We start from the raw sequence: 23,513 nt of genomic DNA, 5'->3' as shown, positions 1-23,513 counted from the left end.
TATGGAACAGCTGTTTATTAGACTGCCTTCAAGCCCAGATGGAAAGGTCCATTGGCTTGTTTGGAGTCCTGCGCAGCGCGAACTGATTGCGTCAGGAGAGCTGCCAAATGCAGCAGCACTCTCGCAGTTAACTGATAAATCAGCACAGCGCGAGACGACAGTATTTGTCGCAGGGGAGTCCGTGCGGATGCTTGCCGCAGTGCTGCCACCAAGTTCACAACGGATGTGGGCGCAGCTGATCCCGAATGCGTTAGAGGATGAATTAGCAGCAGAAATTGAATCGCAGCATTTTGCTTGGCCGGCGAACTTCAAAGCAAAAGGTGCGGAGCAGCCGTTGCCTGTTGCGACAATATCGCACGAAGCGATGCGCCGATATCAGGCATGGCTCGCGGATGCAGGAATTAGCACCGATTGCTGGTATCCGGATTTTTATATGCTGCCAGCCCCGGCCGCAACCAATGAAGTCAGCTTGATGGAGCTGGGGTCCAGTATCATTGTGCGAACCGGTCAGCACAGCGGATTCTGCCTAGATTTGTCGATCGTCAATAGCTTGGGTTTGGCTGCGTTTTTACCGAATTTCGTAGACGATAAAGCTGACGGTGAGCAAAAGGCTGACAAGGGGCTGCCCCTCCCGTCACTCCCCTCAGTGCGCGTCATCACCTACGGCCTACACAACATAAATACAGAAGAGCAAGAGGGGCAGCCCCTCTCGTTGCAGTGGCATGCCGCAGATATCGAAGTGCCACTGAGTGTGGTCGCGAACAGCACGCATCGAAATGGCGCTATCAACTTGTTGCAACAAGGGTATCGGGTCGCGAAAAAGCGTAAAAATGGAACCAGCCTGTTACCTTGGAAACCGACTGCGATTGCGGCTGGTCTGGCACTTTTGTTTGCATACGCAGGGCAAGTACTCACTTACATTGAACTCGGCCAGCAGAGAGAAAAAATCAGTCAGGCAATCGAACAAACCTACCGCACTGCGGTGCCGGGTAATAGTCCGATTGTGAATGTGCGGGTGCAGTTGCAGCGCAAAATCGATGAACTTGGTGGGGACGCAGTTGGAGGTGAGAGTCAGGCTTTGAAAATGCTCGCCGATTTACAAACCGCTTTCGCCCAAGCACCTGATTTACAACTCGAACTTTTACGATTCGAAAACGGGCAGTTACGTCTTCAGGCGCGCGCTTCAAGTTTCTCTAGTATTGAAAATTTTCGAAATAAAGCCGAGCAAACAACGGCTTATTCAGTTGAGCAAGGACCTGTAACGAACCAAGATAATGGCGTCAGTGGCACACTCATCGTGCGCGCGGGAGGGCAGTAACATGGCGATCGAAATGCTTAAAACCCGCATCAATAGTGCGATTGAACCACATTGGAGCAAACTGGAGCAGCGCGAGCGCGTGCTGGTTTCGAGTTTAGCGGGCGTGGTTGTGATCGCGCTTTTATACCTCATTTTTTGGCGACCCATTGCGGTAGGCATTGAGGAGCGCGCGGAGCAAATTACAGCGCAAGAGCAGCTGTTACAATTGGTGCGAGAGCAAGCCGGTCAATTGCAGGCACTGCAACAGCAGGGTGGGCGGCAACCAGCGGCGGCTAGCTCGGGCAGTTTAAGCCAGCGGGTGACGCAGGCTGCAAGTAGCGCAGCAATTGAGATCACGCGCATTCAACCGCAGGGTGATGATTTGCTAGTGGCAATGAATGAGGTAGATTTTAACCAGTTAATCAACATGTTAGCTGACCTCCAAGCGCGCCACGGGGTAACCGTTGTAGCACTCGATATTGCAACTGCGGGCATCCCGGGGCAAGTGCGTGTGCGTAAATTGCAGGTGCGTGGCTGATGCGTTGGTTGTTGTGGTTAATTCCGCTTTATCTTATCGGATTAGTCGCGTTTGCCCCCGCTCAATTGTTAGTGTGGGGACAGCATTGGTTTGCACCAAATCAGGGGGGGCAGCCCCTTGTAAGCAATGTCTCCGGCACAATTTGGTCGGGGCAGGCTGGGACCGTCGCTATCCCTTTGCCGACGGGGGCTACACTCGAATTACGCAATGTAAACTGGAGGGGCAGCCCCTCTGATCTTGTGCGAGGCCGAATTTCGCTAGAAATCGATATTCCTCAAGCACTTAATGTGTTTTATGGTGACCTTCAGCTAGTTCTCGAAGGGGAGGGGCTGCCCCTCCTCAAAGGGCAGCTGCAGGGCGACATTGACTCCACCTTAAAGTCGGTAAATGCTCCCATGCTGGTACAGGTCGACGGGCAGTGGCAGCTGGCAATTAAAGATTATGCCCTGAGCGATCTTAATAACCCGCGATGGTGTGACAGGCTCCAGGCGGATTTGCTGACAAGCAATATGGTGATTAATCTAAATCAGAATTGGCGTGAGTTAGGTGATTATCAAGCGCAGGCGTCGTGCAATGCGCAACAGGGAATCGATTTAAAGATTCCTAACAATAATATTCTTGGACTACAATTAGATGCGCAACTAACTGGAGCTAGGCAGCTACCGCGAGGTCAGGTAAGCGGGAGTTTCTTACCGACACTTGAGGCGCCAAGAGAAGTCACAGATTTATTGCCGTTGGTGGGCCAACCCGACGTTAATGGCCGCTATCGCTTCGCGTTTTCCTGGTGATTATCGAAGCTATTTTATTATAAAAACAAGGAGTTCATCCAATGGAGCAAGTCTTAAATTGGATTGTTGAAAACCAAGAAATGTTACTTTCATACACGGTCAAGTTTATCGTCGCGATCTTAATTTTGATCGTCGGTAAAATTGTCGCAAACAGTGTCGCTAAGCTCATGGGCAAAGGGATGCAGAAGCGCGAGATGGATGGGGCGGTTGTCAGCTTTTTGACCGCTATCATTCGCACCGTTATCTTCATTGCCGCTATTCTCATGGCGTTGTCGCAAGTCGGCGTTCAAACCACGTCATTCGTTGCCATCTTAGGTGCAGCAGGCTTGGCAATTGGTCTGTCGTTGCAAGGCTCATTATCGAATATCGCCAGTGGCGTATTGATCATCATGTTCCGGCCGTTCCGCGCTGGCGAGTATGTTGACGCTGGTGGAGTATCGGGAACCGTGCAAGAAGTGAACATCTTCCAAACCATCTTAAAAACGCCTGATAACAAAGTGGTTTTTGTTCCAAATGCGCAAATCACCGGCTCGCCTATCACTAACTATAGCCGCGAAGATACGCGCCGTGTTGATCTTCTGATTGGTGTGTCGTACGACGCCGATTTGCATAAAACCAAAGAGGTCTTAACCGGTGTCTTAGAGGCCGAAAGTCGCCTTCTGAAAGACCCAGCGTGGAACATTCAGGTTCATGCTTTGAACAATAGTTCAGTCGATTTCATCGTTCGCCCTTGGGTGAAAAGTGAAGACTATTGGGGCGTTTACTGGGACTTGATGCGCGAGATCAAACTTGCGCTCGACAAGAACGGTATCGGTATCCCTTACCCACAAATGGACGTGCATTTGCACAAAGATTAAGAGGGGCAGCCCCTCATCTCGACAAGGGGCTGCCCCTCCTCAACAGAGGGGCTGCCCCTTTTATTTTGTCGTCACTTTCTCATCACCTTCAGAGTCAGAAGCTCTCAGCTTAGCCCCAGTTTTCACCTGCATCACCTCGCGGAATTTATCCGAACCGTATACCGACTGAAGCCGCTGTGCAGTGCGGATCATTGTTCGTCCCGCATCCCATTCAGCGCTGCGAAAGTCCGACTCAGCAACGAGTTTGCGGTAGATACGACGGCGCTCATCTTCGTCTTCACCGAGCAGTAAAAAGCACGAGTGTGGGGTAAGAATCGTCGATGGACGCCCCCTGGCATTGTGTTGATATGAGCTCCAGAACCATTGGTCGGGTCGTTTTACGAGGCCCGCAGTTACGGGGTTTAGCTCGATATAGCGATAGAGCATGATGACGTATTCGCGCTCGTCCACCAGTGAGGAGAAGTAGCGCTTTTCATATAGGCTGCCGGTGCGTTGATATTTTTGGTTGAAATAGCGGCTGTACGTCGCCGTCGCACATTGCATGAATAAACCAATTGTCTTCGGTTCAAGCGGTGTCACGAATAGGTGGATGTGATTGGGCATGAAGCACCATGCATGGATAAGTATCTGATACTTTTCCGCAAATCGTTTTATAAGCCCTGCAAGCATGACGCCATCGGCATGTTCAAAAAAAATCTTTTGGCGATTGTTACCACGTTGCGTGATATGCATTCCAATCCCTGGATATTCGGCTCGCTTCAAATTTGGCATGTGCACCTCCTTGTGCAGATATTGCGCTTCTTTGAAGTGTAGCAGACTGGTTAAAAGAGGAGGGGCAGCCCCTTCTGATCAGAGGGGCTGCCCCTCCTAGGTTAAACGACACAAACCTGTTACAACCGTTTACAAATCACTATGAAAATCATAAGTAAAGACTCTATTGCGGAATCTGGAGTAAGAGTAGAGTAGCGCCTAGTCCAGCAAGGGTTGCTGAACTGACTTATTTTTAAGGGAAAACCGGATGAAATTGATGAAATTATCAGTGCTTGCTATCGCTGTGATGGCCGTAACTATCGCCCCTAGCCAAGCAAATGAAACTGCTCCAGACTTCGACTACATCAGCGCATCGTACGAAAGTACTGATTTTGCTGGCGAGAAGGTGAATGGATTCGGTCTTGAATTATCGCGTTCGATCAACGCTGATTGGTTCATGATGGCTGGCTTGAACTACGGCTCAGAGAGCAACGTAGCGGGAACAAGCATTGATTTTGACTTCACCAACATCAGCGTTGGTGCAGCGTACAAATTCCATCAAACTGAAACAACTGCATTTTATGCAGGCTTAGGCCTTGTTTATCTTGACGCAAGCGCCTCAGGTTTTGGTGAGACAATCAGTGATAGCGATACGGGCTATGGCTTAACTTTAGGTGTCCGCCATCGCTTTACGCCGGCATTTGAATTTGACGGACAAGTCCAGCACGTAGACGTCGCCGGTGATAGTGACCAGCAATTCAGCCTTACCGGTAAATATTTCTTCCAAACTGACTGGAGTGCACGCTTAAACTACACGTTTGTAGACAGCGATAACTCAAGTTTCGGTATCGGTGTTTCTTACCATTTTTAAAACTATGTAAGTAAATCTCGGAAGAGGGGCTGCCCCTCTTTTGGGGAGGGGCTGCCCCTTATCAATCGCGAAAGGGGCTGCCCCTCTTCTCTAAACCCCGGCAGAATGCTACTATCCCCCTACAACCCTTATAAAACAAGAACACGAGACGAAGCAAAAGGACGGGCTGCCCCTCATGAACTCACAGCAACAAACAAAGCAGCGCCACATCGAGGCGCCGTATCTGAACCTTGATTACAGCTATCAGCGCCTCAGTGACGAGGAGCTGCAAGCGTATGCGAAAAAGAAGCTGCCGAAAAACTATGAAGAACTCAAACAGCAGCTCATCAAGGGTGAGTACCAGAATAAAACCGAAAGCCGAACCGTCAGCCACGTCCTCTGCAGAAGCAGACACAACGTCGTTAGAGCCGCTAACGGCAAGAACCGCTTTAACGAAATCGTCAGAACCCTAAGAAGCGGAAACTGGAAAGGCGCAACCGGCAAGGCCATAAAAGACGTCGTCAATATCGGAGTCGGTGGCAGTGACCTTGGCCCTATGATGGGCAGTTTCGCACTTAAAGAATTTGCCGACGATAGCAGTTTGCATACGCTTAACACCCATTTCGTCAGCTCAATGGACGGCGGCCAGCTCTACGCCGTACTACCCATCGTCGACCCCGAGACCACGCTGTTCATCATTGCCAGTAAAAGCTTCACCACCAGCGACACCCTGGCCAACGTCGACACCGTCAAAGCCTGGGTCCAAGATAGCACCAACATTACCGAGCAAGACTGGATCAAACACCACGTGATTGGCGTTAGTTCGAACCTCGAAAAAATGAACGAGTTCGGCATCCCAGCGAAAAATCAGCTTAGCTTTGCTGATTCAGTCGGCGGGCGCTTTAGCCTCTGGAGCGCGATTGGCTTGCCCATCGCACTCACCGTTGGCACCCATCAGTTCGCCAAGATGCTCGAAGGCGCCAAAGCCATGGATGACCATTTCGCTCAAAGCAACGATCCAACGACTAACATCCCGCTCAACTTGGCGCTCACCGGTATCCATGCCCGGGAAGAAGAGGGCATCAATAACGTCGCCGTGCTGCCATACGATGGCCGCTTACGATACCTACCCAGTTATCTACAGCAGCTCGATATGGAGAGCAACGGCAAGCAAGCCGACCACGCCAATCAGGCCATCAACACTCCAACCGGCCCGATTATCTGGGGCGGTTTTGGCCCGAACGGTCAGCATGCGTTCTTCCAGCATTTGCACCAAGGCCATGACAAATTTACTGCCGACTTTATCGCCGTATTGCACCGCGAAGCGCCCGGCTTCCAAAAGCAAACCCAGCGCCAACTTAGAGAGCAGCAGCGCTTAGCCGTGGCCAACTGCCTCGCCCATCGCCAATTGATGTGGCAGGGCAGTCAGCCAGAATCCGACAGTCCGCGCGATGTCTACCCCGGCAATCACACCAGCAACTTGCTCTACGTCGACGAGCTCACCCCACAGAGCTTCGGCGCGCTCATCGCAGCGTACGAGCACAAAGTGTTCATCCAAGGCATCATTTGGGGCATCAACAGCTTTGATCAGCCAGGTGTAGAAAAAGGCAAAAAAGTCGCTGTCGATATTCTCAAAACCATCGACGCACAAGCCGATGCCAAAGCAAACCGTACATACGACAAAGCCCAGGCCGAGAAACAGTTCGACGCCAGTACCGATGCCATCATTAAGCGCATGTAGGCCGCCGAAAAATGAGCACAAATGAGAAAAAATCAATTTGGTACGTGGTCCGCAGCAAGCCCAGACAAGAGCAACGGGCCAAGCTCAACCTCGAGAACCAAGGTATCAAGACATGCCTACCCATGCTCGATATCGAAAAAATCAAGCGAGGCAAAAAGACCCTAGCGACTGAGCCGTTATTCCCAGGCTATTTATTTATCGAAGTCGACGATTTCACCGCCAGCTTCCATAAAGTAAGAAACACCTTTGGGGTCAGCAAAATACTCATGTTTGGCGAGCGCCCAGCCACGCTAAGCCATGCCCAAATCGAGGCCATGAGCGAGCTAAACGAAGCAAAAGAGAAGGCGCAAAAGTACGCCTTGCCGCAAAGCGGCGAAGAAGTCGAAATCACCGAAGGACCATTTAAAGGCTTCCTTGCCAAGGTGGTTAAACTCGATGGCGAAGAGCGCTGTATTGTCTTAATTAACTGGTTGAGTCAGGATGTAAAAGCTCAATTAAATTTCAATGAGATTCGAATTAATAGATAACGAATAATTAGTAATACCAAGATTAAATCTATTTGACTCATTAGAATCGTTAGGTATACTGCTAAGTCATTGATGGAAAATCCGAGGGATCGAGGATGAATAAACAAAAAACTTTTGTGGCTGCAGCGATTACGGCAGCACTTTCGGCTGCCCCTATGCAAGTTTTGGCCGAGAGTAATGTTATAGAACCACAAAACTCTTCTTCAGAGAGTGAAGCTAAGGGTGGATTGTTGCAGGGTAGCACCCCTGCCGCTTTAGGCATTGTTGCAGCAGCAACTATTATGGTTCTTGACGCCTCGGACGACGATACTCCAATTATTACGGAACCTGAGCCAGAACCTGAGCCAGAACCTGAGCCAGAACCTGAGCCAGAACCTGAGCCAGAACCAGAACCTGAGCCAGAACCAGAACCTGAGCCAGAACCTGAGCCAGAACCTGAGCCAGAACCTGAGCCAGAACCAGAACCTGAGCCAGAACCAGAACCTGAGCCAGAACCTGAGCCAGAACCTGAGCCAGAACCAGAACCTGAGCCAGAACCAGAACCTGAGCCAGAACCTGAGCCAGAACCTGAGCCAGAACCTGAGCCAGAACCAGAACCTGAGCCAGAACCAGAACCTGAGCCAGAACCTGAGCCAGAACCTGAGCCAGAACCAGAACCTGAGCCAGAACCAGAACCTGAGCCAGAACCTGAGCCAGAACCTGAGCCAGAACCTGAGCCAGAACCAGAACCTGAGCCAGAACCTGAGCCACCGGGTCCGGGTACAGATACCACGACTACGACAGGAACGACTCCAGGTACGAGTACTACAACGAGTACGGCTCCTGATCCTGAGCCGGGTACAGATACCACGACTACGACAGGAACGACTCCAGGTACGAGTACTACAACGAGTACGGCTCCTGATCCTGAGCCGGGTACAGATACCACGACTACGACAGGAACGACTACAAGTACTAATACGACGACTGCGACGAGTACAACTACCAGTACCAGTACCAGTACAAGTACGACAACATCTACCTCTATATTCTAAGTTGTTTCTGTATGAAAAAAGCCCGGCGATAGCCGGGTTTTTTTGTTGGTTTTTTAAAAGTGACTTTGTTATAATAAAGTCATAATTATAAATACACGGATTAGTAGTTATTCAATGATAGCCCGCCTATACAAAATTGCTATTTTAGTATTGCTAGTTAACGTGCTAGCAGGATGTAGCCAGCGCGTTAATGCCATTGCGGAAATGGGTCGAGCGTTCTTTACCGAACCTGAGCCAATCCTATTATCCCTTGATGAGATAAGAGCACTTGATTATGCAGCTCTCTACGTGCAACTTGACAATAGTCCGCGTATTTTAGCCGTACTTAACCAAGCTAGCGAAAACCAGCTAACGTGGCGTATTGGCTCGCGAGATTTTTTATACAGCCAAAATGGCCGTATCGTTGGAACGGAAAGCTTAACGGATTTTCCACAACAAACTTCGGCTAGAGGACAAGACCCCCTCTCATGTTTCCGCAAATATTTGCAGCCGAATAGCGCAATAATTTGTCCAGACCAATGGCGACGCAAGGTTACACTGCAACAGGCCGATGGGAGCAATGCGGTGTTGCAACGAGTGTGGATAAAATCAACCATTATGCGCACAGAGAAAGTCGAATCAATTACACTTTTGAGTGGCATTACCGTTCCTGCGTTTCGTATAATCGAAACCGGCGAATGGAATGTCGATAGCACCACAAAAAAGCCAATATTGTTTGAGAATATTTTTTGGCAACACGCAACAAATGGGCGAATTGTTAAGACCCAGCAATTTATTTCCCCTGCGCATGGTTATCTTTTGACCGAAGAGGTTGTGCCATTCATAGGCGACTTTAGTGTAGAGAGTGATGAATCATGATGATGCTTTCTCGCCTTATCTGCACAATTTTACTGCTCCTGGCTGCGCTATCGATAGGTATCTCTGCGCACGCTCAAACGTCTACAAAAACTTCGCAAGTATTGGTTGTAGAAGTTGCCTCAGATGACTCTAAGCTAAACAGAGTCCAACTTCAGTTCAGTCAATCGGTCTCACTCGCACAAGTCTACGCCAAGCTGCGCGAGCAAGGATATTCGCTTGATCAAATCGATTGGTCGCGGATGCGATTAGTGAATGCCGAGCAACAAGCTTCAGTGGAACAGCAACGCAAGCAACTGTTGAACCAACTTTATGCGTATTACGGGTTATTACGGCAGCAAGGCTCAAAACAAGCCGATTTAGTGCGCCGTGTTGCCGAGCAAGTGGCGCAGTGGCCGCTTATTGGCGCCTTACCCATTGGCGCCGAGCAACTTGGGTTGATCGAAGCAAACACCTATAACAACCCGCAGCGCCTATCCGAGCGCTTCGCAGTTAGCGAGCAACAAAGCCTCTATCAAGCCTACAGCAACCCGATTTTACAAGCAGGTTCAGCTAACACCAGCGGTCGCTATCAACTTATTCTTCCGACACTTGCTAGCACTCGCAGCCGACATCCGGTGCTCGGTGCTCTATGGGTGCCGTTTCAATTGCGCTACCAACCTGACCTAAGTGTGTATGCACAAATGCGTCAGCAAAACTTGGCGAGTCGCATCGACCCATTAGCCGACAGCGAGCAAATTGCCGAAATTAAACTAAACGGCGAACAACAATTGCACCCACTGTTAAGCATCTCTCAACAGGGCAAGCCCTTAAGCTATGGCTCGTTACTCGTAGTGTTGTTTAAGAAAACTGAATTACCTACAGAATATAAGCACATTAACCAAGCGTTAACTGATCTAGCCATGTATTTCTCGCCGCTAGCCGATTGGCAAGGCATTGGGCCGACCGATACCATTGCCACCGATCAGCAACCACTTTTAGACGATGAGACTAAACCAGTAAGCTGGTTCGAAGGCGTCACCGAGCGTAAGCAAGGCTGGCGGCCAAGTACTAGCGATTTTGGCAATGTTGGCTTGATGCAAACACCAACCGCGCGCATGTCGGCACCAGGGGAGTTTAATTTCACCTATTACGATAGCGATGAATATCGGCGCATGGCTCTGAATTTGCAGTTATTCCCCTGGCTTGAAACAACCATCCGCTACAATGACATTCGAACCCGTCGTTATAGCCAATTCGAGGGTTTTAGTGGAGATCAAACACTAAAAGACAGGGGTATCGACGTAAAACTTCGACTTTGGCAAGAATCAAAATGGTTACCCGAAATTAGCGCGGGGATTCGAGATGCTGCCGGCACCGGGTTGTTCTCGGGAGAATACATCGTTGCCTCGAAAAACTTTGGTCAGCTTGATATCAGCGCTGGAATGGGGTGGGGATACCTAGGCAAAAACGCTAATGCAACGAACCCTCTCTGTGAAATAAAAGACTCGTTTTGTGTTCGTCCTGGCGGAACATCAGGACGAGGCGGTTTATTCGAAACCGGCAAATGGTTTCATGGCCAAAGTGCTTGGTTTGGCGGTGTAGAGTACCAATTTGAACAATGGCCTGTACGCTTTAAGTTAGAGTACGACCCTAATAACTACCAAAATGAGATTGCTCGCGTGCCGATTAAACAAGATTCACGCTTTAACATCGGCCTAGAATACGAATTTGATCAAGTCGTGAGTGCCAAAGTAAGCTTTGAACGCGGCAATACGCTGATGTTTGGTGCAAGTTTCCGCAGTAATTTTGATGTTATTGATTTCCCTAAAATCGATCAGGATATTAACCGTCCTGCGATTAACCCAAGTCAAATTACCAGCGAGCAGATACGCTATGGCAAGCTGCAGCAACAGCTGATGTTTAAATTAGAAGATGCCCTTGCTAATGAAGCGGGTTTCCGACTTGATGAAGTCTGGCTTAGTGAGGATGGCAAACTCGTTACCTTTATCGGTAATAGTTTTCGCTATCGCAACCACAAAATCATGCTGCAACGCGTGGCGCAAATAGCCGTCAGCGAGTTACCCAACGAAGTGCAGCAGTTGCACCTAGTTGAGCAAACTAACACCATGCTCACCGCCGAGACTGAATTTGATCTGAATATTGTTCGCCGCGCATTATCGCGGTTTGAACCACAGCTGAGTTTAAGCGATAGCTATGTGCGCACCGAGATATCACCACGTGCCGATGGCGACCAGCAACTGTTCCGTACCGAACACCAACTGGCGTGGCCAAAACTGAGTATCAAGCCATTTTTAGAGCAAAGCTTTGGCGGCCCTGAAGATTTTTATATGTACAATATTGGCTTAGATGCAAATGCCACTTTTGCACTGAGTCCAAATAGCTTTATCTCGGGAACTTTAGCCACCAGCTTGGTCAATAATTACGACGAGTTTAACTTTTTACGAAGCCCCAGTAATTTGCCACCGGTGAGGACGCGGGTGCGTGAGTACGTTGCCTCATCCGATATTTGGCTGCGTGACCTAGTGGGTGTGTATCAGCAACAGTTAAGTAAAAATATTTATGCGCAAGTTCATGCAGGCTATTTTGAGCTGATGTTTGCCGGGGTTGGCACCGAGTTTTTATATCGGCCACTTGATCAAGACTGGAGTATTGGTTTTGACATTAATTACGCTAAACAACGCGACCCATATGACCGCTTGGGTTTAATTGATTATGACGTTTGGACCGGTCATGCCAGCCTATATTACCAACCACGTAAATGGCTGCCAAATAGTTTGGTCCAGCTGCATGTAGGCCAATTCTTAGCAGGCGATCGTGGCGCGCAACTAACTTTCGAGCATAAATTTAAAAGTGGTATTATTGCAGGGGCATTTGCGGCAAAAACCAACGTGTCAGCGCAAGAGTTTGGTGAAGGAAGTTTTAACAAAGGCTTCTTTATCAGTATCCCGTTCGATCTGCTGCAACTGCGCCATTCGCGCGGGCGCGGAACCATTGGCTGGATACCCATTACCCGCGATGGCGGGCAAATGCTGATTCGTGAGCATCGATTAATTGGTTTTACCGATGACCGCAGCCGGTTCTATACCGACTAGCTATAATCGTCGTAGCAATAGTTAAAAGTAAAATTTTCATCGGCTTTCGGGTGCCGCAACCCGAGGGCGGTAGCGTGTCTAATTTAAGTGTATAACGATAGGATCAGAAAATGAAAAAAATGGCGCTTCGTACCTTATTTTTTCTGAGCACAGCATTGCTGCTGCAAAGTGTAGCTTTGGCGCAAGTCTCGCCGGCGCAAATCGAACAGTTCAAAAAACTACCGAGAGCACAGCAAGAGCTATTGGCTCGCCAATATGGTTTTGATTTGTCGTTGTTACAAGGGTCAAGCCAAAGTGATGCACTTGCACCTCAAGAGGGGCAGCCCCTTGTAAGTGAACGCCCTAGCATGAATGAAATGAGCCCATATAGCCAAGGGCAAGCTACATCCAAAGAAGACGACCGAATTAAACCCTTCGGTTATGAACTTTTTGCCGGGCAACCGCAAAGTTTCGATACCACAAGTTTTGGTCCAGTACCGAATGATTACCAGTTAGCGCCGGGTGATTCATTGGTTATTAACTACTTTGGCAAAGAGTCGAAACAAGTTGAAGCAATTATAAACCGTGAAGGGCAAATTGTGGTCGACGATTTACCGCCATTAAATGTGGTAGGGTTGACTTTTGCTGAAGCACAACAACTGATCCGTAACGAAGTAAGCGAGCGAAACATTGGCCTTGAAGCCAGCGTGAGTATGGGCGAGCTGCGTAGTATGTTTATCTACGTAACGGGCGAATCGTATAAGCCTGGTGCTTATCGAGTAAATGCACTTACTACTGCTATGCAAGTCTTATTTTTAAGTGGTGGCGTGACTGATATCGCATCACTTCGCAATGTGCAAATTAAGCGGGCGGGTAAGACCATTTCTGAACTTGACCTGTATGACTTTTTAATTGCGGGCAAAGCCGATGGTGACCAAGTACTGCGTGATGGTGACGTGGTATTTATCCCAGCACGCAAAAGTTTAGTGCAAGTTAAAGGAGAAGTACTTCGTCCGGGATATTATGAGTTAAAAGGCAACGAGACCATCGCCGATGCCATCGCACTCGCTGGGGGGAAGTTACCCTCAGCATTTAATGCACAAATTTTAGTTGAGCGTATTCGTGATGATCGCCGCCGGGCAAAAACCATCACCTCGGCGCAAGTAAACACGGTACAAGCGCTGAATGGCGACAAGATTAGTGTGCAGGCGGTAACAGAGGATATTAGTGATGGCGTGCTCTTGATTGGTGCGGCAAGCCGGACAGGCTACTACCAGTATCAAAACGACTTAAAGGTAACGGATATTATCACCAGTGCCGATGCCGATTTACTGCCTAATACTGACTTAAATTATGCCTTGATTGTGCGCGGTGGACGTAATAACACCATCGAGTCGATTTACCAAATTAACCTGCAAAAAGCTCTTTCAGGTGATAGCGAGAACAACCTCACACTCGAGCAAGGCGATACTCTAGTGCTGTTCTCTCGGTTTGAAAAGAAAACTGAAGAGCGACTTAACTATCGAGCCGAAATCTCATCTGAGAGAGACGCCTCAGAAGCGTCTCCTAAAAGCAGAAGTGTGACAAATTCAAGCTTGGTAGTAGGCATATATCGACAATTAGGTTTGACAATTTCAGAAGACGAATTAGCTCAGTATGCTGAATATTCACGGCTACGGTTACTTGCCCCTATTTTTAACCAGTTATTGGCGCAGCAAAATAGTGATAGCCAATCAGGCTGGGTGACAGTGCGTGGTGATGTGCACAAGCCGGGCGTGTATCCGCTAGCTAAGAATATAGATGCTAATGACATCATTCAAGCAGCGGGTGGTTTAAAAGATTCGGCTTTTACCTCGCGCAGTGAGATCACCCGAGAAGTCGTTTCATCCGATAGTATTACTATCCAAACCTTCGATTTTAAACCCAATGGCACAAGTGCACCGCAGTTACAAAGTCGCGATGTAATTAACGTACTGCGCACGCCAGAGTGGGATGCAAATGTGCGGGTAACCCTTGAAGGCGAAGTGCGCTTCCCGGGAACTTACACCGTTCGGCGAGGTGAGACCTTGTCGAGCGTGATTGAACGAGCCGGTGGCTTGACCCAATATGCCTTTGCTCGTGGGGCGGTATTTACTCGCGAAGAATTGAAAGAGCTCGAGCAACAGCGGATGCAGCAACTAGCGCAAGACCTGCGCCGTGAAGTGTCGAGTAATATGATAACGGATGCGGTAAATACAGTTAGTTACACTGAATTCAACCAGCTGGTAAACGACTTAATCGAAGTTGAACCAGTTGGGCGACTGGTGATTGATCTGCCATACATATTAACCGGTAGCTTAGATGCTGACATTCAATTAAAAGATGGTGATCGGCTAGTGGTGCCTAGCCGTCGTGAGACCGTTAATGTCATTGGCGAGGTGCAACTGGCAAGTGCCCATGTGTTTGACGGGGCACTTACAGTAACCGATTATATTCGTAGAGCCGGAGGTTTGCGCCAAAAAGCCGATGAAGAGCGCATATTTGTGGTGAAAGCAAATGGTGCGGTCGCGGTCGACGGCAACCGCTCGTGGTTTGGCTTCGCTAATCAACAGCGGCTTGAGCCAGGTGATACCATAGTGGTGCCACTTGATACTAGCTTTAAAGACAACTGGACCCTGTGGCGCGATGCAACCCAGATTCTGTATCAAACAGGTGTAGCGATTGCTGCGGTAGCGACATTGTAAGGTGGCGAGATGAATAACAAAGGGTTAGCACATATGAATCAAGACTTAACGCCATTTCAGCCTCAAGATGATGAAATAGACTTGCGTGAGCTATTCGCCACACTTTGGCGCGGTAAGTGGACGATTATTGCCATAACGTTCGTATTTGCAGTGGGCTCAGTGATTTATTCATTAAGTTTACCCAATATCTATAAGGCCGAAGCGCTACTTGCGCCTACAGAAGAAAGTAGTGGTGGTGGTTTATCCGCTATTGCAGGGCAATTTGGTGGTCTTGCAGGGCTTGCAGGAATAAACCTTGGAGGCGGTGAGGCGAATAAAACCACCATCGCACTCGAGCTTCTGCAATCGCGAGTGTTTTTAACTGAGTTTGTCGAAAAGCATCAATTATTACCGCAAATTATGGCGGTGAAATCTTGGAGCCCAGAGACAGGGATTGTGTTTGATGAAGAGATTTATGATGTTAAAACCGATACTTGGGTGCGTGAGGTGAGTCCACCGCAGCAGCAGAAGCAGAAGCCTTCGAGTTGGGTGTACGTTGGTAGAATTAAAGAAATGCTGACAGCTTCTCAAGAAAAAGATACAGGGTTAGTGACCTTAAGTGTTGAACACCAGTCGCCAGATTTCGCTCAGCAACTAGTCGAATTATTGGTTGAAGAAATAAATATAACGATGCGTGAACGGGATGTGGTCGATGCGCAAAATAGCTTGAGCTATTTGAACAACGAGTTAAAAAATACTAACCTAAGTAATATGCAGCAGGTGTTTTACCAGTTGATCGAGAAGCAAACACAAACGTTGATGCTGACGAATGTTCGACCTGAATATATTTTTGAGACAATCGATCCCGCGGTTGTACCAGAGGAGAAATCTAGTCCTAAACGTTCACTGATTTGTATTTTAGGAACCATGCTTGGTGGCATGCTTGGGATTGGACTTGTGTTGGTTCGACAGGCGTTTAAGTCTGAGGCTAGTGATAAAGCAAATCAACGCCCAGGTCAGTACCCTACTTGAAACCCAACAAGAAGTATTGCGCTTAGCCCGAGATGTTGAAGTCAGCCAAGAAATTTACGTACAGCTGTTGAACCGCATGCAAGAGCTGAATGTTCTAAAAGCCGGTACAGTGGGGAATGTACGCATTTTGGACGAAGCCGTCACCAACCCCATCCCAGTCGCACCGAAAAAAGCATTGATTGTGGTGTTAGCCACCATGCTCGGTGGCATGGCGAGCGTAGGTTATGTATTTGTGATGGCCGCCTTTAACCGTGGGGTAGAGCCGGCCGAGCAAATCGAAGAACTCGGTATTAACGTGTATGCGTCAGTACCCGAGTCGCCATTGCAGCAATCGATGAACGAAAAATCGACTAAGTCGCTATTGCGTATGGCACGCAACCCCAATATTGAAGTGAAACTACCATTTTTGGCCATCGAAGACCCAGCTGATCTTGCGATTGAAGCCCTGCGTGGCTTACGAACCAGTTTGCACTTCGCCATGCTCGAAGCACAAAACAAAACCATTATGGTTTCAGGCCCTGCACCAGCTGTAGGTAAGAGCTTCGTAACTGCAAACTTTGCCGCTGTGCTTGCCCAAGCAGGACAGAAAGTAGTGGTGGTTGATGGCGATATTCGCCGTGGTTATATGCATATTCAGTTAGGCGGAAATAACAAATACGGCTTGTCTGATTTCTTAGCCGATAAAAATGCTGAGAACAATGAAGACGGTGTAAACAAACTTATTCAGCAGACCAAAGTTACGAACCTCGACTTTATTCCGCGAGGCACCGCAGCGCCGAACCCATCGGAGCTATTAATGCAATCGAAGATGTCAGCGCTTTTAGATGAGTTAAACAAGCATTACGATTATGTACTCATCGATACCCCGCCTATTCTTGCGGTAACTGACGCAGCGATTGTAGGTCGTTATGCCGGTACGTCACTATTAGTCGCACGCTTTGGGCAGACCCCAGCAAAAGAAGTTGAAGCCACGGTGAAGTGCTTTGCGCAGAATGGAGTGGATGTTCGCGGAGTGATTTTGAATGGTGTTCAGCGCCGGGCGAGTGGGTATTACGGGTATGGCTATGGGTATCATTATGGCTATTCTTACAAATCGGAGCAGTAAAAAATGGATTTAAATAATATCAAGATTGCAGTTATTGGGCTAGGCTACGTTGGATTACCCTTAGCTGTCGAGTTCGGTAAAAAATACCCAACCATCGGCTTCGACATCAATCAAAAACGCGTCAAAGAACTCAAAGGTGGTCACGACCACACTCTCGAAGTCGAATCAGAAGAACTGGCAAAGGCCGATAAGCTTAGCTACAGTGCAGACGTACAAGATCTGCAAGCGGTCAACATTTATATCGTTACCGTGCCAACGCCCATCAACAAATTCAAGCAACCCGACCTAACACCCCTCATAAAGGCATCGGAAACCATCGGCAAAACCCTGACAAAGAGCGACATTGTCATTTACGAATCCACCGTCTACCCAGGTGCAACCGAAGAAGACTGTGTGCCAGTACTTGAGAAGGTATCAGGCTTAAAATTTAATGAGGACTTCTATTGTGGTTATAGCCCAGAGCGGATAAATCCAGGTGACAAAGAACATCGTGTGACCACCATTTTAAAAGTCACCTCAGGTTCAACACCAGAAGTTGCCGATTTTGTTGACAGTCTCTATGGGTCTATCATTACTGCGGGTACCCATAAAGCTGAAAGCATTAAAGTCGCCGAAGCCGCCAAAGTTATTGAAAACACCCAGCGTGATGTGAACATAGCCTTAATTAACGAACTAGCGATGATCTTCAATCGCATGGGCATCGATACTGAAGCCGTTTTGAGAGCCGCTGGCACCAAATGGAACTTCTTACCGTTCCGCCCAGGCCTTGTTGGCGGCCATTGCATTGGCGTCGACCCGTACTACCTGACCCACAAAGCTGAGTCGATAGGCTACCACCCAGAAATGATTCTTGCAGGCCGTCGCATCAACGACAATATGAGTCGCTACGTAGCGTCAGAGTTCGTCAAAGCCTTGTTGCAAAAGGGCATCACGGTAAAAGGTGCCCGCGTACTTATTATGGGTTTAACGTTCAAAGAGAACTGTCCTGACATCCGCAATACCAAAGTGGTAGATATCATTACCGAACTGAAAGACTACGGTATCGAAGTGGATGTATACGATCCTTGGGTCGACACCGAAGAGGCGCAACACGAATACAGTGTAACGCCTGTTGCGGAACTAACAGAAGGTTCTTACGACGGCGTTGTTGTGGCCGTAGCGCACAACAAGTTCAAACAAATGGGCATTAATGGCATAAAAGCACTCGCGAAGAGTGAGCATGTGATTTATGACCTAAAATACATAGTTGATGCTGGCATTGTCGATATCCGACTCTAGAGGGCGTCAAATGACACCTTTTATTCCATAAAGCATTCAAGTGAAACCATATAAGATTTATATGACTAAATACGATGAAATAAAGACTCAAATAAAGTCATCGCCAAAAGTATGGCTTGTCACCGGCGTAGCAGGCTTTATTGGCTCTAATTTGCTCGAAACCTTATTGAAACTCGACCAGCACGTGATCGGCCTTGATAACTTCTCTACCGGCTTTCAGCACAACCTAGATGAAGTGCAAGGCAGCGTTACCGAAGCCCAATGGCAGCGCTTCCAGTTCGTTGAAGGTGACATTTGTGACCTAGATACCTGCAAAGCCGTGATGAAACATGCGAAAGCCGGTGATGTTAACTATGTCTTGCACCAAGCTGCGTTGGGTTCTGTTCCCCGCTCAATTGATGACCCTATCAACACCAATAAAAGCAATATCGATGGTTTTTTGAATATGCTTGTTGCTGCTAAAGAGGCTGATGTAGATAGTTTTACCTACGCAGCGAGCAGTTCGACTTATGGTGACCACCCAGCGCTGCCTAAAGTTGAAAACAATATTGGTAACCCATTATCGCCCTATGCAGTCACCAAGTATGTGAATGAGCTTTATGCGAGTGTTTTTGCGCGGGTTTATGGCTTTATAACTATTGGTCTGCGTTACTTTAATGTTTTTGGTCCTCGTCAGAATCCAGATGGTGCTTATGCAGCGGTTATTCCGAAGTGGACAGCAGCTATGATCAAAGGTGAGCCGGTATTTATTAACGGTGATGGCGAAACTAGCCGAGACTTTTCATTTGTTGCAAATGCAGTGCAGCTCAATATTCTAGCTGCGACCGCTGGTGACGAAGCTAAAGACGAAATTTACAACATGGCTTTGGGTGACCGCACTACACTGAATGAACTATTTGTAGGTATTAAAGAAGCACTTAAAGAAAATGATGTTCATTATAACCAAGAACCTGTTTATAGAGATTTTCGACCTGGTGATGTACGCCATTCGCAGGCTGATATTTCTAAAGCAAAAAATATGCTTGGTTTTGCACCGACACATCGTATTGTTCAAGGTATTTATGAAGCCATGCCGTGGTACGTCAAAAATATAACCTAATCAAGTCATTAGTAACGGATAACTATGAAGATTTTAATTACAGGTGGTGCAGGGTTTATTGGCTCTGCGGTTATACGCCATATTATTTACAATACAACTGACTCGGTAGTAAACGTCGATAAATTGACCTACGCCGGAAATCTTGAAAGCCTGAAGGCTGTTGCAAACTCTGAGCGTTACGTGTTTGAACGAGTGGATATCTGCGATTCTGCAGCACTCGAACGGATATTCACCGAACACCAACCTGATGCAGTTATGCACCTCGCAGCAGAGAGTCATGTAGATCGCTCGATTGATGGCCCCGCAGCATTTATAGAAACGAACATTATCGGTACCTACACGTTGCTTGAAGTCGCGCGTAAATACTGGGTGCAACTCGGTGAAAATAGGAAAGCTAACTTCCGTTTTCATCATATTTCTACAGATGAAGTCTACGGCGACCTTGATGACACTGATGCTCTTTTTACTGAAACCACAGCATACGCACCGAGCTCTCCTTATTCTGCGAGCAAAGCGAGTTCTGACCATTTGGTAAGAGCATGGCAGCGTACCTACGGCTTACCGACTTTGGTGACTAACTGTTCAAATAACTATGGTCCATATCACTTCCCAGAGAAACTAATTCCGTTAATGATACTTAACGCGCTTGATGGCAAATCGTTGCCGGTTTATGGCAAGGGCGACCAAGTACGCGATTGGTTATTTGTTGAAGACCACGCGCGAGCGCTTTACAAGGTGATTACCGAAGGTAAAGTTGGGGAAACCTATAATATTGGTGGTCATAACGAGAAGCAGAATATTGAAGTAGTAAGCACTATCTGTCGCTTATTAGAAGAACTAGTGCCTAATAAACCAAGCGGCGTGAGCAACTATGAAGATCTCATTACCTACGTCATAGACCGCCCTGGGCATGATCAGCGCTATGCCATTGATGCCACAAAGATCAAAGATGAATTAAATTGGACGCCAGAAGAGACGTTTGAAACGGGAATTCGTAAGACCGTTGAATGGTACATAGCAAATCAAGAGTGGTGCCAGCATGTACAAGACGGTAGTTATCAACGAGAACGTCTAGGGGAAATTATATGAAAGGCATATTATTGGCTAGCGGAACTGGCTCAAGATTGTAGCCATTAACCTTTGGTGCATCTAAACAAATGTCATCATTTTATGATAAACCAATGATTTATTATCCGATTTCGGTACTTATGTTAGCAGGAATCTGAGACATACCAATTACATCGTTGCCGACCACTTGCTCCATTTTCTTAGCGTTTATTGGGCACTGGGGGGGAGTTTGGGGTTCATTTTTCATGCTTATCTATCAACAGGGTTGCTCCAGAAATCCGCGGATAAATCTGATGGATCGATTATATTGTGATATCACGTATCAACTCCGAATGAATTTGAGGAAGTTCAATTCGATGACAATGAAAGGGCTTTCTGCATCGAAGAAGAACCATGCAAGTCTAAATCTAATTTTGCGCTTATAGATTTGTATTCGATGTCTGATGTCGCAGTAGATTTAAGCATGCATTCAATCATTTATCGTAATTGTTTTGGGGTCGAATTGCCCGAAATAAGTAGATGACAACTATGGATACTAAAAGCTCTGAGCAAGACCTCATGACTCTGACCAATACAGCCGAAGTTAACTATCAAACCACAGAATACTACTATCCTTCTGACGAACATACAATCAAGCGGAACGATGAAACCATTAGAGTAAAGTGACCGACATTAGACTATCAAATCAAGCTTTCTGTTAAGGATAAGCTCGGAGTTACTTTTGAAGAAGCACCATATTTCGGAGAAAATTAATGACTATTCAATTATTTACCCCTAACTTTAGAGTCGACGAGTGCCTGCTCGAAATAAAAGAATGTTTAGAGAAGGGTTGGACAGGTTTAGGTTTTAAAACTAATGAGATAGAGGAGCGATGGAAAGACTACTCGGGTTTTGAGCATGCGCACTTTTTGTCCTCTGCCACGGCAGGTTTGCATCTAGCGTTAGATATATACAAAAGAGAGTATCATTGGAATGATGGTGACGAAGTTATTTCTTCTCCGTTTACATTTGTATCTACCAATCACGCAATTAAGTACTGTAATTTGACTCCGGTGTTTGCCGATATTGATGAATATCTCTGTTTAGACCCAGAGAGTGTCCGTAGTCGAATCACCGAGAAGACACGAGCGGTCATTTTTGTTGGAATTGGCGGAAACGTCGGACGTTACGAAGATATCAGAAAATTGTGCCACGAGCATAATCTTATACTAATTCTAGATGCAGCTCATATGGCCGGTACTAGGCTCAACACAAAGCATATTGGGCTCGATGCTGACGTTTCGGTATTTAGCTTCCAAGCGGTGAAAAACTTACCTACAGCTGATTCCGGTATGATTTGTTTTAAAGAGCAAAAATTTGACTCGCAAGCTCGTATTCTATCTTGGTTGGGAATTGATAAAGACACGTTTGCTCGTTCGTCTAATCAAGGAGCTTATAAATGGCGTTACGACGTCAAGGAAGTTGGTTACAAATACCACGGTAACTCAATAATGGCAAGTCTAGCGCTTGTTGGATTGAAATACCTTGATCAAGATAATGGCTATCGCAGGACGATTGCAAATTGGTATACAGAACTTCTCGAAAATGTCGACGGAATTTCTATAGTTAAAATGGCTCCAAACAGCGAATGTTCTCAACATTTATTTCAAGTTAGAGTGAATAATAGGGATATGGTTCTCGAGAAGATGAATGCAAGCGATATATTCCCCGGCGTTCATTACGCAGACAATACTCTCTATGATCCATATCGTCAATCTTCAAAGCTGTGCCCGCAGGCGCGAATTGCTAGCGATGAGGTTGTGTCGTTACCAATGCATATGGGGTTGGTGAGGGACGACGTTGAATATGTTGCTCAGGTACTAATTCAAGCCGTGTCGTCAGAATTATAGGAACATTGGAAATAAGAGAAGCGATGAAATCAAAAAAAAGTAATTCTAATGTGTTAGTTATTGTAATTAACTACAACCAACTCGATTATACTTTAAATTGTATTCAATCAATATTGAAATCCAATTTTGAGTCAATAAACATTTGTTTAGTTGACAACGGATCCGATGTAAAGGTTAAAGATGGACTTAGGGCAAGACTACCAGAAGACTCTCGATTAGATGTGCATTTTTTAGAACGCAATCTTGGTTATGTTGGAGGTATCAATTATGCCCTCAGTTGCAGTGATGAAGAATTAATAGATTACTATTTAATAATTAATAATGACACTCTACTGGATAAAGAGGCTATTTCCAACTTGGTGGAGTGTGCTAAAAGGCATAATGATAAAGCAATCGTTTCAGGAAAAGTTTATAACTTTGGCAGTGATAACACTCTTCAGTATATTGGACAGGAAAAAGATCCTAAAGATGGATTAAACCAAGTTTCTATTATTTCGAATCGGAATGAGCCCGATTTAGGTCAATACGATGAAGAGCGTGAAATGGGAATGTTAGATGACATATTTTGGCTTTTTCCATCATCTTTATATCGGTCGATCGGAGGGTATTCAGATTATTTTTTTCTGTATGGAGAACAAAATGATTATGCTTTCCGTGCCTTGAAAGAAGGTTATAAGCTTATCTATACTCCAACCGCAAAAGTTCATCACAAAGGTGGTGCTTCTACGTGCGGCGGAGACAAGTCTTCCCCGAAAATCGAGTACTGGGGAACTATGGCGACGTTAAAGTTAGCAGTAATTCACTTGCCACCAAATAAAGCTAAAAAATTCTGCAGAAATTGGATATATAGAAAATTTATTAAGACTTTATTCCTTGCATTCTTAGGGCGAATTAAATGGATGAATTTAGTTGCTGTCTATAAAGCCCAAAATGACTTTAAACATTGGAATAAAGTCAGATATGTAGATAACGGATATAATCCTTTCTCGTAGTCTTTAACTTGCCTTGTAGAGTATCTAGGAAAACATT

Annotated in this window: 19 protein-coding genes and 1 pseudogene; 19 read left to right on the top strand and 1 reads right to left on the bottom strand. The window is 46.8% G+C overall.

The window, feature by feature from the left end; genetic code table 11:
• The first annotated feature begins 1 nt into the window (after position 1).
• Genes gspL through CWI83_RS05200 form a run of 4 tightly spaced genes read left to right on the top strand, consistent with a single transcriptional unit; the run spans position 2 to position 3,480 of the window.
• On the top strand, positions 2–1,318 hold the full coding sequence (gene gspL / locus CWI83_RS05215) for a type II secretion system protein GspL (protein WP_126826700.1): 1,317 nt from the start codon (positions 2–4) through the stop codon (positions 1,316–1,318).
• Position 1,319: 1 nt separating this feature from the next.
• Positions 1,320–1,835 carry a type II secretion system protein GspM gene (gspM, locus tag CWI83_RS05210; RefSeq protein ID WP_157980368.1) on the top strand — a complete coding sequence of 172 codons (516 nt, stop codon included), beginning with the start codon at positions 1,320–1,322 and terminating at the stop codon, positions 1,833–1,835.
• Positions 1,835–2,623: a type II secretion system protein N gene (gene gspN / locus CWI83_RS05205; protein WP_126826695.1), complete on the top strand. Its 789-nt coding sequence runs from the start codon at positions 1,835–1,837 to the stop codon at positions 2,621–2,623. Before gspM ends, gspN begins: the two co-directional genes overlap by 1 nt.
• A 41-nt stretch (positions 2,624–2,664) precedes the next feature.
• Positions 2,665–3,480, top strand: coding sequence for a mechanosensitive ion channel domain-containing protein (locus CWI83_RS05200; protein WP_126826693.1), 816 nt, complete (start codon positions 2,665–2,667; stop codon positions 3,478–3,480).
• A 60-nt stretch (positions 3,481–3,540) separates the two neighbouring features.
• On the opposite strand, the gene CWI83_RS05195 is transcribed toward CWI83_RS05200, so the two are convergent.
• Positions 3,541–4,251: a transposase gene (locus CWI83_RS05195; protein ID WP_126826690.1), complete on the bottom strand. Its 711-nt coding sequence runs from the start codon at positions 4,249–4,251 to the stop codon at positions 3,541–3,543.
• Positions 4,252–4,498: 247 nt separating this feature from the next.
• Here CWI83_RS05195 and CWI83_RS05190 point away from each other — a divergent pair, with 247 nt between their 5' ends.
• From CWI83_RS05190 to CWI83_RS05115, 15 genes and pseudogenes are all read left to right on the top strand, one after another.
• Complete coding sequence (locus CWI83_RS05190; RefSeq protein WP_126826687.1) at positions 4,499–5,101, top strand: porin family protein; 603 nt, start codon at positions 4,499–4,501, stop codon at positions 5,099–5,101.
• 175 nt (positions 5,102–5,276) lie between these two features.
• A complete protein-coding gene (gene pgi / locus CWI83_RS05185) occupies positions 5,277–6,821 on the top strand; it encodes a glucose-6-phosphate isomerase (RefSeq protein WP_126826684.1) in 1,545 nt (514 codons plus the stop codon).
• Positions 6,822–6,832: 11 nt separating this feature from the next.
• Complete coding sequence (gene rfaH, locus CWI83_RS05180) at positions 6,833–7,348, top strand: transcription/translation regulatory transformer protein RfaH (RefSeq protein ID WP_126826682.1); 516 nt, start codon at positions 6,833–6,835, stop codon at positions 7,346–7,348.
• 95 nt (positions 7,349–7,443) lie between these two features.
• Positions 7,444–8,382: a hypothetical protein gene (locus tag CWI83_RS10595; RefSeq protein ID WP_198677249.1), complete on the top strand. Its 939-nt coding sequence runs from the start codon at positions 7,444–7,446 to the stop codon at positions 8,380–8,382.
• A gap of 114 nt (positions 8,383–8,496) precedes the next feature.
• Positions 8,497–9,240 carry a YjbF family lipoprotein gene (locus CWI83_RS05170; RefSeq protein ID WP_126826680.1) on the top strand — a complete coding sequence of 248 codons (744 nt, stop codon included), beginning with the start codon at positions 8,497–8,499 and terminating at the stop codon, positions 9,238–9,240.
• Positions 9,237–12,332: a YjbH domain-containing protein gene (locus CWI83_RS05165; RefSeq protein WP_126826678.1), complete on the top strand. Its 3,096-nt coding sequence runs from the start codon at positions 9,237–9,239 to the stop codon at positions 12,330–12,332. Before CWI83_RS05170 ends, CWI83_RS05165 begins: the two co-directional genes overlap by 4 nt.
• 110 nt (positions 12,333–12,442) lie before the next feature.
• Positions 12,443–15,034, top strand: coding sequence for an SLBB domain-containing protein (locus CWI83_RS05160; protein ID WP_126826675.1), 2,592 nt, complete (start codon positions 12,443–12,445; stop codon positions 15,032–15,034).
• Positions 15,035–15,043: 9 nt separating this feature from the next.
• Entirely contained in the window at positions 15,044–16,045 is a 1,002-nt protein-coding gene (locus CWI83_RS05155) for a Wzz/FepE/Etk N-terminal domain-containing protein (protein ID WP_126826672.1), read from the top strand.
• Complete coding sequence (locus tag CWI83_RS05150) at positions 16,005–17,150, top strand: polysaccharide biosynthesis tyrosine autokinase (protein WP_198677248.1); 1,146 nt, start codon at positions 16,005–16,007, stop codon at positions 17,148–17,150. Before CWI83_RS05155 ends, CWI83_RS05150 begins: the two co-directional genes overlap by 41 nt.
• Positions 17,151–17,153: 3 nt before the next feature.
• Positions 17,154–18,428: a Vi polysaccharide biosynthesis UDP-N-acetylglucosamine C-6 dehydrogenase TviB gene (gene tviB, locus CWI83_RS05145; RefSeq protein WP_126826666.1), complete on the top strand. Its 1,275-nt coding sequence runs from the start codon at positions 17,154–17,156 to the stop codon at positions 18,426–18,428.
• A 61-nt stretch (positions 18,429–18,489) separates the two neighbouring features.
• The gene (locus tag CWI83_RS05140; RefSeq protein ID WP_126826663.1) at positions 18,490–19,527 is read left to right on the top strand and encodes an NAD-dependent epimerase/dehydratase family protein; all 1,038 of its coding nucleotides are present in this window, start codon (positions 18,490–18,492) and stop codon (positions 19,525–19,527) included.
• Between the two features lie 24 nt (positions 19,528–19,551).
• Complete coding sequence (rfbB, locus tag CWI83_RS05135) at positions 19,552–20,616, top strand: dTDP-glucose 4,6-dehydratase (protein WP_126826660.1); 1,065 nt, start codon at positions 19,552–19,554, stop codon at positions 20,614–20,616.
• 53 nt (positions 20,617–20,669) lie between these two features.
• Positions 20,670–20,753: pseudogene (locus CWI83_RS10710) on the top strand (hypothetical protein); the annotation flags it as partial.
• A gap of 594 nt (positions 20,754–21,347) precedes the next feature.
• Positions 21,348–22,484 (top strand): DegT/DnrJ/EryC1/StrS family aminotransferase, encoded by a 1,137-nt coding sequence (locus CWI83_RS05120; RefSeq protein WP_126826654.1) that lies wholly within the window; start codon positions 21,348–21,350, stop codon positions 22,482–22,484.
• A 23-nt stretch (positions 22,485–22,507) separates the two neighbouring features.
• The gene (locus CWI83_RS05115) at positions 22,508–23,476 is read left to right on the top strand and encodes a glycosyltransferase family 2 protein (RefSeq protein ID WP_126826652.1); all 969 of its coding nucleotides are present in this window, start codon (positions 22,508–22,510) and stop codon (positions 23,474–23,476) included.
• Positions 23,477–23,513: the final 37 nt, after the last annotated feature.

The sequence above is a fragment of the Pseudidiomarina taiwanensis genome, assembly GCF_003987435.1.
Lineage (GTDB): Bacteria > Pseudomonadota > Gammaproteobacteria > Enterobacterales > Alteromonadaceae > Pseudidiomarina > Pseudidiomarina taiwanensis.
Note: the sequence above shows the minus strand (reverse complement) of the source record. Positions and strands in the feature narration are given on the sequence as shown.